The 13,526-nt window shown below is 76.7% G+C and carries 9 protein-coding genes; 4 read left to right on the forward strand and 5 right to left on the reverse strand.

Annotation, left to right across the window (positions count from 1 at the left end):
- Window positions 1-148: 148 nt before the first annotated feature.
- Entirely contained in the window at window positions 149-1,399 is a 1,251-nt protein-coding gene (locus ACI8AR_RS21245) for an MFS transporter (protein ID WP_457052762.1), read from the reverse strand.
- Window positions 1,396-2,541 (reverse strand): acyl-CoA dehydrogenase family protein, encoded by a 1,146-nt coding sequence (locus ACI8AR_RS21250; protein ID WP_457052763.1) that lies wholly within the window; start codon window positions 2,539-2,541, stop codon window positions 1,396-1,398. Before ACI8AR_RS21250 ends, ACI8AR_RS21245 begins: the two co-directional genes overlap by 4 nt.
- Window positions 2,542-2,645: 104 nt before the next feature.
- On the opposite strand from ACI8AR_RS21250, the gene ACI8AR_RS21255 reads away from it, so the two are divergent.
- A complete protein-coding gene (locus ACI8AR_RS21255; protein ID WP_457052764.1) occupies window positions 2,646-7,262 on the forward strand; it encodes an ATP-dependent helicase in 4,617 nt (1,538 codons plus the stop codon).
- Between the two features lie 83 nt (window positions 7,263-7,345).
- Complete coding sequence (locus ACI8AR_RS21260) at window positions 7,346-8,155, forward strand: cold shock domain-containing protein (protein ID WP_457052765.1); 810 nt, start codon at window positions 7,346-7,348, stop codon at window positions 8,153-8,155.
- A 43-nt stretch (window positions 8,156-8,198) separates the two neighbouring features.
- Here ACI8AR_RS21260 and ACI8AR_RS21265 read toward each other — a convergent pair whose 3' ends face one another.
- The gene (locus ACI8AR_RS21265) at window positions 8,199-8,783 is read right to left on the reverse strand and encodes an antibiotic biosynthesis monooxygenase (protein WP_457052766.1); all 585 of its coding nucleotides are present in this window, start codon (window positions 8,781-8,783) and stop codon (window positions 8,199-8,201) included.
- 158 nt (window positions 8,784-8,941) lie between these two features.
- Here ACI8AR_RS21265 and ACI8AR_RS21270 point away from each other — a divergent pair, with 158 nt between their 5' ends.
- Window positions 8,942-9,796, forward strand: a complete 855-nt coding sequence (locus ACI8AR_RS21270) for a DNA-formamidopyrimidine glycosylase family protein (RefSeq protein ID WP_457052767.1) — start codon at window positions 8,942-8,944, stop codon at window positions 9,794-9,796.
- A 51-nt stretch (window positions 9,797-9,847) separates the two neighbouring features.
- On the opposite strand, the gene ACI8AR_RS21275 is transcribed toward ACI8AR_RS21270, so the two are convergent.
- Window positions 9,848-10,678 carry a PspA/IM30 family protein gene (locus ACI8AR_RS21275; protein ID WP_456930317.1) on the reverse strand — a complete coding sequence of 277 codons (831 nt, stop codon included), beginning with the start codon at window positions 10,676-10,678 and terminating at the stop codon, window positions 9,848-9,850.
- Window positions 10,679-10,872: 194 nt separating this feature from the next.
- On the opposite strand from ACI8AR_RS21275, the gene ACI8AR_RS21280 reads away from it, so the two are divergent.
- On the forward strand, window positions 10,873-11,883 hold the full coding sequence (locus tag ACI8AR_RS21280) for a PfkB family carbohydrate kinase (RefSeq protein WP_457052768.1): 1,011 nt from the start codon (window positions 10,873-10,875) through the stop codon (window positions 11,881-11,883).
- Window positions 11,884-11,889: 6 nt separating this feature from the next.
- On the opposite strand, the gene ACI8AR_RS21285 is transcribed toward ACI8AR_RS21280, so the two are convergent.
- On the reverse strand, window positions 11,890-13,521 hold the full coding sequence (locus ACI8AR_RS21285; RefSeq protein WP_457052769.1) for a glycoside hydrolase family 13 protein: 1,632 nt from the start codon (window positions 13,519-13,521) through the stop codon (window positions 11,890-11,892).
- Window positions 13,522-13,526: the final 5 nt, after the last annotated feature.

Genomic DNA, 13,526 nt, shown 5'->3' on the forward strand with positions numbered 1-13,526 from the left:
ATACAGGACGGCCTAGGCTGGGGGCGTGTTCCCCAGCACGGGCTCGGCGACGTGGGACGTCGTCCTCGAGATCGGCATCGCGGTCTGCCTGCTGATCACGCTGGTCGTGCTGTGGCGCAACATGCGCGGCCACTGAGGGGCCGGGCGGTCAGCGCCGCAGCCAGACCAGCGCCAGCGGGACCACCAGCGCCGCGGACACCCCGGCGACCAGGCCGAAGCCGCCCAGCGCCAGCAGCGGGCCGCCGACGGCGCCGGCGACCGCCGCGCCCAGGCCCATGAGCAGGTCCGCGCCGCCCTGCGCGGTGGGCCGCACCTCCGCCGGCACCGCCTCGGTGACCAGCGTGGAGCCCGCGATCAGCCCGCACGACCAGCCCAGCCCCAGCAGCAGCAGGCCGACGCCGAGCCGGCCGGCGGCCTCCGGCGGCGCGGTCCCGGCCAGGCCCGCGGCGGCGAGGAGCAGCGCCCCGCCGAGCGCCACCGTCGCGCGCCGGCCCACCCGGTCGGCGAGCCAGCCGACGAGCGGGCTGAACAGGTACATGCCGGCCACGTGCACGCTGATGACCACGCCGACCAGCCGCAGCGTCGTCGCGTCGTCGTGCCCGCCGGCGTGGCCCATGTGCACCGGCGTCATGACCATGACGCCGACCATCACCGCGTGCGAGACCACGACGGCGACCAGGCCGAGCCGGCCGCCGGGGGCGGCCCACACCGCGGCCAGCGCGCCCCGCGTGGCCCGCCGTGGGCGGACGGGCGCCGGCCCGTCGCCGTCGGCGATCCGGCGGGCCAGCAGCAGCGGGTCCGGGCGCAGGGCGAGCCACAGCCCGGCGGTGACGACGGCGAACACCGCGGCGGACACGGCGAAGCCGCCGCCGAGCGCGGGCAGGCCGAGCGCGCGCCCGAGGTCGGCGCCGGGCGCGGCGAGGTTGGGGCCGAGGACGGAGCCGACCGTCGTCGCCCAGACGACCAGCGACAGCGCGCGGCCGCGCCGCTCGGGGAGGGCGAGGTCGGCCGCGGCGTAGCGCGCCTGCAGGCTGCAGGCGGTCGCCGCGCCGAAGGCGAACAGCCCGGCGAGCAGCAGCGGGAGCGAGGAGAGCGCCGCGGCGACGACGGTGAGCGCGGCGCCGCCGACGGCGACGGCGTACCCGGCGGCCAGCCCCGCCCGCCGCCCGGCCCGGTCGGACACCCGGGCGAGCGGGACGGCGAGCACCGCGGCGCCGAACACGCCCATCGTCTGGCCGAGCCCCGCGGCGGCGTCGCTGCCCGACACCTCCCGCGCGAGCAGCCCGCCGACGGTGATCCCGACGGTGACGCCGAGGCCGCCCAGGGCGACCGCGCCGGAGAGGACGGCGACGGTGCGCCGCTGCACCCGGCCGACGTCGGCGGCCGCCTGCGTCGTCACAGGCCCAGGGACCGGCCGATGATCTCGCGCATGATCTCGTTGGTGCCGCCGTAGATCGACTGCACGCGGGCGTCGCGCCAGGCCTTGGACACCGGGTACTCGTCCATGTAGCCGTAGCCGCCGTGCAGCTGCAGGCAGCGGTCGGCGACCTTGTTCTGCAGCTCGCTGGTCCAGTACTTGGCCATCGCCGCGTCGACGGCGGTCAGCTCGCCGGTGCCCAGCTGCCGCACGCACTCGTCGACGAACGTCCGCGCGACCGTCGTCTCGGTGTGCAGCTCGGCGAGGACGAACCGGCTGTTCTGGAAGCTGCCGACCGGCCGGCCGAAGGCGGTCCGGCTGGTGACGTACTCGAGGGTCCGGGCGAGCACCGTCTCGCAGGCGGCCACCGCGCCGACGGCGATCGACAGCCGCTCCTGCGGCAGGTTCTCCATGAGGTGGGCGAAGCCGCGGTTCTCCGCGCCGAGCAGGTTCTCCGCCGGCACCCGCACCTCGTCGAAGAACAGCTCCGCGGTGTCCTGCGCCTTGAGGCCGACCTTGTCGAGGTTGCGGCCGCGGGTGAACCCGGGCGTGTCCCGCTCGACGACGAGCAGGCTGGTGCCCTTCGCGCCGGGGGCGTCGGGGTCGGTGCGCGCCACCACGATCACCAGGTCGGCGTTGATGCCGTTGGTGATGAAGGTCTTGGCGCCGCTGAGCACCCAGGAGTCGCCGTCGCGGCGGGCGGTGGTGCGGATCGACTGCAGGTCGCTGCCGGTGCCCGGCTCGGTCATCGCGATGGCGGTGATCAGCTCGCCGCGGCAGAAGCCGGGCAGCCAGCGCTGCGCCTGCTCCTCGGTGCACAGGTCGCGCAGGTAGGGCGAGACGACGTCGTTGTGCAGGCCGAAGCCCAGGCCGCTGGCGCCGACCCGGGTGACCTCCTCGTCGAGGACGGCGTTGTAGCGGAAGTCCCGGACCCCGCCGCCGCCGAACCGCTCGTCGATGTCCATGCCGAGCAGGCCCTGCTCGCCGCCGGCGAGCCACACCTCGCGCGGGACGATCCCCTCGCGCTCCCACCGGTCGTGGAACGGCGCGACGTTCTTCTCCAGGAACGTGCGGACCGTCTGCCGGAAGTCCTCGTGCTCGGCCTCGTAGAGCGAGTGGCGCATGGCGGGCAGTGTGCCGCACGCCACCCCCGGTCCGGGCGCACGCCGCCCGTCTCCGGCGTCGGCGCAGGCCAGCGGACTGTCGTACCCGCGGGGACACTGGACACGTGCCCGCTCTCGACCGGTTCTCCGCGCCCACCCGGGCCTGGTTCACCGGCGCCTTCGCCGAGCCCACGGCGGCCCAGGAGGGCGCGTGGGACGCCATCAGCAGCGGCGAGCACGCGCTCGTCGTCGCCCCGACCGGGTCGGGGAAGACGCTGGCGGCCTTCCTCTGGTCGCTGGACCGGCTGACCAGCACGGCGCCGGCCGACGAGAGCCGCCGCTGCCGCGTCCTCTACGTCTCGCCGCTCAAGGCGCTGGCCGTCGACGTCGAGCGCAACCTGCGCGCCCCGCTGGCCGGCATCGGGCAGGCGGCCATGCGGCTGGGCCTGCCGCGCCCGGAGATCACCGTCGGCATCCGCTCCGGCGACACCCCGGCCGACGAGCGGCGGGCGTTCACCCGGCGGCCCACCGACATCCTCATCACCACGCCCGAGTCGCTGTTCCTCATGCTCACCAGCTCCGCGCGGGAGGCGCTGCGCGGGGTGGAGACGGTGATCGTCGACGAGGTGCACGCCGTCGCCGACAGCAAGCGCGGCGCGCACATGGCGGTCTCCCTCGACCGGCTCGACGAGCTGCTGGACCGCCCCGCACAGCGGATCGGCCTGTCGGCCACGGTGCGCCCCATCGAGGAGGTCGCCACCTTCCTCGCCGGTGGCCGGCCGGTGCGGGTGGTGCAGCCACCGGCGGGCAAGGAGTGGGACCTGTCGGTCGTCGTCCCGGTCGAGGACATGAGCCAGCTGGGCCAGCCCACCGGCGAGCTGGAGGGGTCGGCCGCCGGGGACCAGCCGCGGACGTCGATCTGGCCCGCGGTCGAGGAGCGGGTGCTGGACCTGGTCGAGGCGCACCGCAGCACGATCGTGTTCGCCAACTCCCGCCGGCTGGCCGAGCGGCTGACCAGCCGGCTCAACGAGATGGCCTACGAGCGGGCCACCGGCGAGGCCGTGCCGCCCGGCACCAACGCCGCGGCGCTCATGGCGCAGGCCGGCTCCGGCGGCGGCGTCCCCGAGGGCGTGCAGCCGGTCGCCGCCGCCCACCACGGCTCGGTGTCCCGGGAGCAGCGCGCGGTCGTCGAGGAGGCGCTGAAGTCCGGGCGGCTGCCGGCGGTGGTCGCGACGTCGTCGCTCGAGCTCGGCATCGACATGGGCGCGGTGGACCTCGTCGTCCAGGTCGAGGCGCCGCCCACCGTGGCCGCGGGCCTGCAGCGGGTCGGCCGCGCCGGGCACCAGGTCGGCGCGGTCAGCCGCGGCGTGCTGTTCCCCAAGTACCGCGGCGACCTCGTGCAGTGCGCGCTGGTCGCCGAGCGGATGAAGGCCGGCGCGATCGAGTCGATCCGCTACCTGCGCAACCCGCTCGACGTGCTCGCCCAGCAGATCGTGGCGATCGTGTCCGAGGGCCCGCGCACGGTGGAGGAGGTCGGGGCGCTGCTGCGCCGGTCGGCGCCGTTCTCCGGCCTGCCCGACTCCGCGCTGCACGCCGTCCTCGACATGCTGGCCGGCCGCTACCCCTCCGACGCGTTCGCGGAGCTGCGGCCGCGGCTGACCTGGGACCGGGTCACCGACACCCTGACCGCCCGCAGCGGCGCGCAGCGGCTGGCGGTCACCAGCGGCGGCACCATCCCGGACCGCGGGCTGTTCGGCGTCTTCCTCGTCGGCGGCGAGGGGTCCGGCGGGCGCCGGGTCGGCGAGCTCGACGAGGAGATGGTCTACGAGTCGCGCGTCGGCGACGTCTTCCTGCTCGGCTCGTCGTCGTGGCGGATCGAGGAGATCACCCACGACCGGGTGCTCGTGTCCCCCGCCCCCGGCCAGCCCGGGAAGATGCCGTTCTGGCACGGCGACGCCCCCGGCCGGCCGCTGGAGCTGGGGCGCGCGCTCGGCGCGTTCCTCCGCGAGGTCGGCTCGGCGACGCCGGAGAAGGGCCGCGAGCGGGCGCAGGCGGCCGGCCTGGACGACTGGGGCGCGGCCAACCTGCTCGCCTACCTCGCCGAGCAGAAGGCGGCCACCGGCCACCTCCCCGACGACCGCACGCTGCTGGTCGAGCGGTTCCGCGACGAGCTCGGCGACTGGCGGCTGGTCGTCCACTCCCCCTTCGGCGCGCAGGTCAACGCCCCGTGGGCGCTGGTGCTCGCCGCCCGTCTGCGCGAGCGCTACGGCGTCGACGTCGCCTCCATGCACTCCGACGACGGCATCGTGCTGCGGCTGCCCGACACCACCGGCGAGCCGCCCGAGGCCGACCTGGCCGTCCTCGACCCCGACGACGTCGAGCGCGAGGTGACCGCGGAGGTCGGCAGCTCCGCGCTGTTCGCCAGCCGCTTCCGCGAGTGCGCCGCCCGCGCGCTGCTGCTGCCCCGCCGCGACCCCCGCCGCCGCACCCCGCTGTGGCAGCAGCGCCAGCGCGCCGCCCAGCTGCTCTCCGTGGCCAGCGACTTCTCCTCGTTCCCCATCACGCTCGAGGCCGCCCGCGAGGTGCTGCAGGACGTCTACGACGTGCCCGGCCTGGTCGAGCTGATGCGCGACGTCCGCTCGCGACGGGTGCGGGTGGTCGACGTCCAGACGCAGGCCGCGAGCCCGTTCGCGCAGTCGCTGCTGTTCGGCTACGTGGGGCAGTTCCTCTACGAGGGCGACGCCCCGCTGGCCGAGCGCCGCGCCCAGGCGCTGGCGCTGGACACCGGCCTGCTCGCCGAGCTGCTCGGCCGCTCCGAGCTGCGCGAGCTGCTCGACGCCGAGGCGCTGGCCGAGGTGGAGCGCGAGCTGCAGCGGCTGCCGGCCGAGCGGCACCCCCGCGACGTCGACAGCGCCTCCGACCTGCTGCGCGGCCTGGGCGACCTCACCCCCGCCGAGGCGGCGCTGCGCGGCGTCCCGGCGGAGTGGCTGGACGAGCTGGTGGCCTCCCGGCGGGCGATCGTCGTGCGGATCGCCGGCGAGGAGCGGCACGTCGCCATCGAGGACGCCGGCCGGCTGCGCGACGCGCTGGGCACCGCGCTGCCCGTGGGCGTGCCCGAGGCGTTCACCGAGCCGGTCGCCGACCCGCTGGGCGACATCGTCGGCCGCTACGCCCGCACGCACGGCCCGTTCCAGCCGGCCGAGGTCGCCACCCGGCTCGGGCTCGGCGTCGCCGTCGTCACCGCCACCCTGCAGCGGCTCGTCGGCACCGGCCGGCTGGTCACCGGCGAGTTCCGGCCCGGCGGCACCGGCCAGGAGTGGTGCGACGCCGAGGTGCTGCGCTCGGTGCGCCGCCGCAGCCTGGCCAGGCTGCGCCAGGAGGTCGAGCCGGTGCCGATCGGCACGCTGGCCCGGTTCACGCCGGCCTGGCAGTCGGTGGGCAGCCGGATGCGCGGCGTCGACGGCGTCCTGGCGGTGGTCGAGCAGCTGGCCGGCGCGCTGGTGCCGGCCAGCGCGCTGGAGACGCTGGTGCTCCCGACCCGGGTGCGCGACTACTCCCCCGCGATGCTCGACGAGCTGACCAGCGCCGGCGAGGTGCTGTGGGCCGGCGCCGGCGGGCTGCCCGGCGGCGACGGCTGGGTCAGCCTGGTGCCCGCCGACCTCGCGCCGCTGCTGCTGCCCGACCCCCTCGAGCCGCCGGAGGAGGGCGGCGTCGGCTTCGCCGTCCTCGAGCAGCTGTCGGCCGGGCAGGCGGTGTTCTTCCGCGGGCTGTCCGACCTGGTGGGCTCCACCGACGACACCGCGCTCGCCGACGTCGTGTGGGACCTGGTGTGGGCGGGGCTGCTCACCAACGACACCCTCGCCCCGCTGCGCACCCGGCTGGCCGGCGGCGGCACGCACAAGCGGGCACCGGCGCCGCCGCGCGCCCGCGTGGACCGCACCCGCTACGGCCGCCCCCGGCTGGGCCGCCCGGCGATGCCCAGCCGCACCGGCCCGCCCACGGTGGCCGGCCGCTGGTCGCGGTTGCCCGACCGGGAGGCCAACCCCACCCGGCGCACCACCGCCCGCGCCGAGGCGCTGCTCGAGCGGCACGGCGTGCTGACCCGCGGCGCGGTCACGGCCGAGCAGGTGCCCGGCGGGTTCTCCGCGGTCTACCCGGTGCTGCGCGCGTTCGAGGAGAACAACCGGGCGCGACGCGGCTACTTCGTCGAGACCCTCGGCGCCGCGCAGTTCGGCACGGTCGGCGCCGTCGACCGGCTGCGCGCGTACGCCGTCCCCGACCGCACGCCCGAGGGCGCGGTGGTGCTGGCGGCCACCGACCCGGCCAACGTCTACGGCGCCGCCCTGCCCTGGCCCGACCGCACCGGCCCCTCCGACGGCGAGGCCACGGGGTCGTCGGCGGTGCAGGTGGCCGTCGACGTCGGCGAGGGCACCGGCGGCGGGAAGCGGGCCACCGGGCACCGCGCCGGGCGCAAGGCCGGGGCGCTGGTGGTCCTCGTCGACGGCGAGCTGGTGCTCTACGTCGAGCGCGGCGGCAAGACGCTGCTGTCGTGGACCGAGGACGAGCAGACGCTCAAGGAGGCGGCCACCGCGCTGTCGGGCGCCGTCGCCGCCGGGGCGCTGGGCCGGATGGTGGTGCAGAAGGCCGACGGCGCCTCCGTGCACCAGGACACCCCGCTGTCGTCGGCGCTGCAGGCGGCCGGGTTCGCGGCCACCCCGCGCGGGTTGCGTCTGCGGGGGTGAGCCTCCGCGGCTGACGGGAGCCGGTCCGCCCCGGACGCGTACCGTGGACCGTCGCAGTACGTGAGGGATCGAGGGATACAGACATGGCAGCCGGCACGGTCCGCTGGTTCGACGCGGACAAGGGCTTCGGGTTCATCGAGCCGCAGGACGGCGGGGACGACGTCTTCGTCCACTTCTCGGCCATCGAGGACACCGGTGGCTTCCGGACCCTCGACGAGGGTCAGCCCGTCGAGTACGACGCCACCGAGGGGCCGCGCGGCCCGCAGGCCGAGCGGGTGCGCCCGACCGGCGGCGCCCCGCGCGGCGGCCGCCGCGACGACCGCGGCGGGCGTGACGACCGCGGCCGGGACGACCGGGGGCGGGGCCGGGCGCCGCGCGGCATCGTCGTCCAGGGCACCGTCACGCGCTTCGACGCCGACCGCGGCTTCGGGTTCATCGTCCCCGAGGACGTCTTCGTGCACGTCTCCGCGGTGACCCGCGGCGGCGACCTCGAGGAGGGCGACCGGGTCGAGTTCGAGCTGGTCGAGGGCAACCGGGGGCTGCAGGCCGACTCCGTGCGGCTGCTCCCGTCGACCCCGCGCCGCGGCGGCTACGACCGCCCCGCGCCCCGGGACCGCCGCGACGACCGCGGCGGCCGGGACCAGCGGCCGGCCCGCGCCCCGCGCGGCGGGGACGCCGGCGGCGACGCCGAGGGCACGGTGCAGTGGTTCAACGCCGAGAAGGGCTTCGGCTTCATCACCCCCGACGACGGCGGCGACGACGTCTTCGTGCACTACTCCGAGATCGAGGACGACGGCGGCTACCGCGAGCTCGAGGAGGGCCAGCGGGTCGCGTTCACCCGCACCTCCGGCGCCCGCGGCACCAGCGCCAGCGGCGTCCGCCCGCTCGGCTGACGCCGGTCCCGCCGGGCCGCCGCACCCCGGTGGCCCGGCGGGTTCAGCCGCGGCCGCGCAGCCAGGGGGCGAGCCAGCGCGACAGCCGTGGCATGACCACCTGGCCGAGCAGCACGACGACGACGGTCGCCGACAGCAGCAGCCGCGCCGGCAGCGGCCAGGACGCGATGTGCGGGGCCACGAGCAGCTGGAAGGCCAGCGTGATGGCGAAGACGACGGCGATGGTCAGCACGGTCAGCCGCCAGCGCGGGCCGGGGCGCGGCGGGGTGAGCGCGGTGAAGAAGCTGTCCAGCCCGGCGACGCGGGCGTAGTCGGCACCGTCGGCGAGGTGCTCGACCCGCTCGAGCGCCCGCTGGCGCTGCGCCGAGCGCTCCCAGCGGGCCAGCGACTCGCCGTCGGCGAAGCGGTAGACCAGGTGGTAGCGGGTGGAGCCGGGCCCCGGCCGCAGCAGGCTGGTGCCCAGGTTGCCCGGGAAGGCCGCGGCCAGGCCGAGGACGTCGGCGGCCCAGCGCTCGAACGCCTCGCGCTGCGCGGGCCGCACGTCGCGGGCGACGGTCACCGTGACCGGCTCGCCGGCGGCGGTCAGGTGTGCGGGCGTGGTGCTGGCGGAGGCGGGACGTCGCTGCACGGGTGCTGCAGCGTCCCCGCCGGGCGCGCCCTTCCCGCCGTGGAGGTGACCTCCCTCGCTCCCGAGCAGTCGAAGGACCCCCTGCCCCCCACCGCTCGCACGCTCGCGGCGGGTCCCTGCAGGGGGCCGAGGACACGGTCACCAGGGACACTGGGGAGGTGCCCGAGGGAGACACCGTCTGGCTGGCCGCCAAGCGCATGAACACCGCGCTGGCCGGCCAGACGCTGCGCCGCGGCGAGCTGCGGGTGCCGCAGCTGGCCGCCACCGACCTCACGGGCCGCACGGTCCGCGAGGTGGTCCCCCGCGGCAAGCACATGCTCACCCGGTTCACCGACGGCTGGACGCTGCGCACCCACTACCGGATGGACGGCAGCTGGCACATCTACCGCAAGGGCGCGCGGTGGCGCGGCGGGCCGGCGTTCTCCATCCGCGCGATCCTCGCCACCGACCAGTGGGACTGCGTCGGCTACCGGCTGCACGACGTCACGATGGTCCGCACCACCGACGAGGACCAGGTCGTCGGCCACCTCGGCCCCGACGTCCTCGGGCCGGACTGGGACCTCGACGAGGCGCTGCGCCGGCTGCGGTCGCACCCCGAGGAGCAGATCGGCGTCGCGATCCTCGACCAGCGCAACCTGTGCGGGCCGGGGAACCTCTACAAGGTCGAGGGGCTGTTCGTCTGCGGGGTGCACCCGTGGATGCGGGTGGCCGACGTCGAGGACCTGCCCGGGCTGGTCGACCGGACCCGCAACCTGATGCTGGCCAACCGGGACCGCCCCGAGCAGAGCACCACCGGCGACCTGCGCCGCGGCCGCGACCACTGGGTGTACGGCCGCAAGGACAAGCCCTGCTACCGCTGCGGCACCCCGATCCTGCGCGGCGACCAGGGTCCGGACCTGCAGGAGCGGATCACCTACTGGTGCCCGACCTGCCAGGCCACCGACGCGCCCGTCGACCCGGCGGCCCGCACCGGCGAGCCCGGCCGCCCGCCGCCGCTGGCCAACGCCCACTAGGGACGCCGCGGGCCCGGCTCCCAGGGGAGCCGGGCCCGCGGCCGTCAGGACCTAGGCGTTCTCGGGACGCTGGGCGGTCTGCTCGGTCTTCTCGAACGACGGCGACGCCGTCCCCGGGCCGATCGCCCCCGCAGCACCCGTGCCGCCCTCGACGGCGGGCTGCCCGCCCATCGCCGCGCGGATCTGCTCCAGCCGGGAGGCGCCGGCGACGTCGAGGGTCGCCTTCTGCACCTCGAGCATGCGGCCCTCGACGGAGGTCTGCGCGAGCTCGGCCTGGCCGAGCGCGTTGGCGTAGCGGGCCTCGATCTTGTCGCGGACCTCGGCCAGGCTCGGGGTGTTGCCCGGCGCGGACAGCTCGTTGACCTGGCGCATCGAGGCGGCCACGTGCTCCTGCATCTTGGCCTGCTCGAGCTGGCTCATGAGCTTGGTGCGCTCGGCCAGCGTCGTCTGCAGCCGCATCCGGCTCTGCTCGACGGCGCCGCGCGCCTGCTCGGCGGCCTGCAGCGCCTCGTCGTGGCTGCGCTTGAGGTCCTCCATCGCCTGTTCGGCGGCGACCAGCTGGGTGGCGAACGCCTGCGCGGCCTGCTCGTACTCGGCGGCCTTGGGCGCGTCCCCCCGGCCGCGGGCCTGGTCGGCCAGCACCAGCGCCTGGCGGGCCGAGGCCTGCAGCTTCTCCACCTCGCCGAGCTGCCGGTTGAGCCGCATCTCCAGCTGCCGCTGGTTACCCAGGACGGCGGCGGCCTGGTTGGCCAGCGCCTGGTGCCGCTGCTGCTCGGCCTCGATCGCCTGCTGGATCTGGATCTTCGGGTCCGCCCGCTGGTCGATCTGCGCGTTGGCCGACGCGGTCAGGTACCGCCAGAGCTTGACGATCGGGTTGGGCATGTTGGGCTCCTCCTGCTCCGGCGCGGTCCCGCGCCGCCTCCTGGCTCCCGCACCGCCGCGGTGCCACGGCGGTTCTCCCCGTCATCGTCCCAGCAGGAAGGGTGTCCCGGCCAACAGGGACGTCCCCGGTCCGGCCGGCGTCCCCCGTCCGGGGATCCCCGGAGAACCGGGCCGCGCCGGGCTAGGGTCGGCCGATGGACAGCGCCGTCCCCACCCTCACCGTCCTCGGCGAGCTCGTCGTCGATCTGCTGCCGGTCCCGGACGCCGACGCCGGTCCCGAGGGCACCGCGCCGCAGTACGTGGCGCGGCCAGGCGGCAACGCGCTCAACGTCGCCGTCGCCGCCGGGCGGCTGGGCACCCCGGTGGCGCTGCTGGCCCGCCTCGGCACCGGCCCGCTGGCCCCGGCGCTGCGGCGGCACGCGGAGCTGTCCGGCGTCGACACCCGCGGCATGGTGGCCGCGACCGAGCCGGTGAGCCTGGCCGTCGTCGGGCTGGGCCCGGACGGGTCCGCCGACTACGGCTTCCACGTGCAGGGCGCCGCCGACTGGCAGTGGACCGACGAGGAGCTGGCCGCCGTCGTCCCCGAGGCGACGGCGGTGCTGCACGTCGGGTCCATCTCCAGCTGGACCCCGCCCGGGTGCGACGCGATCGCCCGGCTGGCCGAGCGGCTGGCCGGCGGGGCACTCATCAGCGTCGACCCCAACCTGCGCCCGATGCTGGCCGGCGGCCCGGTCGGCGCCACGCTGGGCAACGACCCCGGCGCCGTCCGGGCCCGGCTCGACCGGCTGGTCGCCGTGGCCGACCTGGTCAAGGTCAGCGCCGAGGACCTCGGCTGGCTGGAACCCGACGCCGCGGGCGACCTCGACGCCACCGCGCAGCGCTGGGCCGGCCGCGGGCCGGCGCTGGTGCTGCTCACCGACGGCGGCGCGCCGCTGCGGATCGCCCGCCCGGCCCGGCCGCTGCTGCACCGCGAGCCGCCGCGGGTGACCGTCGCCGACACCGTCGGCGCCGGCGACACCCTCGCCGCCGGCTTCTTCGCCGGCCTGCTCGCCGCCGGGGTCACCTCCCGCGCGGCGCTGGAGGCGCTGTCCGACGACGACCTGCTGCGCCTGGTCGACGACGCCGCGCTGGCCGCCGCGCTCACCTGCACGCGGGTCGGCGCCGACCCGCCCACCGCCACGGAGCTGGCCGCGGCCCGCGGCTGACGCTGCCTAGGCCGGGGCCAGCCAGGCGGCGGTGTCCGGCGGCAGGTCGTCGGCGGCCGCGGCGCTGGTGAGCAGCACCCGCCCCAGCCCGGACAGCGGGACCGGCTCCGGGGACAGGTTGACCACGCAGCGCAGCGCCGTCCCGCGGTCGAAGGCCAGCACGCCGGCGTCGAGGTCCAGCCAGGTCAGCGGCTCCTCGGCCAGGAGCTCGCGGCGCAGCCGCAGGGCCGCCCGGTACAGCGAGAGCGTGGACGCCGGGTCGCCGCGCTGGGCTTGCACGGTCAGCGATCGCCACCACGCCGGCTGGGGCAGCCACGGGGCGACGCCGTCGGGCGCGAACCCGAACGGCGGGCGGTCCCCCGACCACGGCAGCGGCACGCGGCAGCCGTCGCGGCCGCGCGCGGTGTGCCCGGACCGCTCCCAGGTGGGGTCCTGCAGCGCGTCGGTGGGCAGGTCCTCGACCTCGGGCAGGCCGAGCTCCTCCCCCTGGTACAGGTACGCCCCACCAGGGAGGGCGAGCGTCAGCAGCGCCGCGGCGCGCGCCCGCCGCAGCCCGAGGGCGAGGTCGGCGGGCCAGGCCGCGTCGAAGCCCATGACGGCGGCGCCGCTGTGCGCCCGGCCGAAGCGGGTGAGGTGCCGGGTCTCGTCGTGGCTGGACAGCACCCAGGTGGCCGGCGCACCGACCGGGGCGAGCGCCGCGAGGGTGCCGTCGACCACCGCGCGCAGGGCCGCGGCGTCCCACGGCGCCCTGAGGTAGTCGAAGTTGAAGGTGGTGTGCAGCTCGTCCGGGCGCACGTACCGCGCCAGCCGCTCGGGCCCGCGGACGACGGCCTCGGAGACGAACAGCCGGTCGCCGTCGTAGGTGTCGCCGATGCGCCGCCAGCGGCGGAAGACCTCGTGCACCGCGTCGACGTCCCAGTGCGGGTTGTCCACCCACTCGCTGCTGGCGAACACCGCGCCCGGGCCGTGCCCGGCGTCGGGCAGGCCGGGCACCTTGGCCATCGCCGGCGCGGCGTCCACGCGGATCCCGTCGACCCCGCGGTCGAGCCAGAACCGCACGATCCCGTCGAACTCCTCCTGCACCTCCCGCGAGGTCCAGTCCAGGTCGGGCTGCTCGGGCGCGAACAGGTGCAGGTACCACTGCCCCGGTCGGCCGTCAGGCTCGCGCACCCGCGTCCAGGCCGGGCCGCCGAACGCGCTGATCCAGTCGTTGGGCGGCTCGGTGCCGCCCGCGCGGCCGTCCCGGAAGAAGTAGCGCGCCCGCTCGGGCGCCCCCGGTCCCCCGGCGAGGGCGGCCCGGAACCACGGGTGCTCGGCCGAGGTGTGGTTGGCGACGAGGTCGACGACGACGCGCAGCCCCAGCGCGTGTGCCTCGGCGAGCAGCGCGTCGACGTCGGCCAGGGTGCCGAACCGCGGGTCGACGTCGCGGTGGTCGGCGACGTCGTAGCCGCCGTCGGCCATGGGTGAGGGGTACCAGGGGGTGACCCACAGGGCGTCGACGCCGAGGTCGGCCAGGTACGGCAGCCGGCCGCGCAGGCCGGGGACGTCGCCCAGCCCGTCCCCGGTCCCGTCCGCGAAGCTGCGCAGGTAGACCTCGTAGACCACCGCCGTCCGCCACCACGGGCGGCGGTGGTCCACGGAGA

Source organism: Geodermatophilus sp. SYSU D01036 (genome assembly GCF_054050435.1).

What these genes read in the sequence shown, in the direction of transcription:
- ACI8AR_RS21260 (WP_457052765.1), top strand. Translation starts at nt 7,346, where the DNA reads ATGGCAGCCGGCACGGTCCGCTGGTTCGACGCGGACAAGGGCTTCGGG.
- ACI8AR_RS21275 (WP_456930317.1), bottom strand. Translation starts at nt 10,678, where the DNA reads ATGCCCAACCCGATCGTCAAGCTCTGGCGGTACCTGACCGCGTCGGCC.
- ACI8AR_RS21250 (WP_457052763.1), bottom strand. Translation starts at nt 2,541, where the DNA reads ATGCGCCACTCGCTCTACGAGGCCGAGCACGAGGACTTCCGGCAGACG.
- ACI8AR_RS21280 (WP_457052768.1), top strand. Translation starts at nt 10,873, where the DNA reads ATGGACAGCGCCGTCCCCACCCTCACCGTCCTCGGCGAGCTCGTCGTC.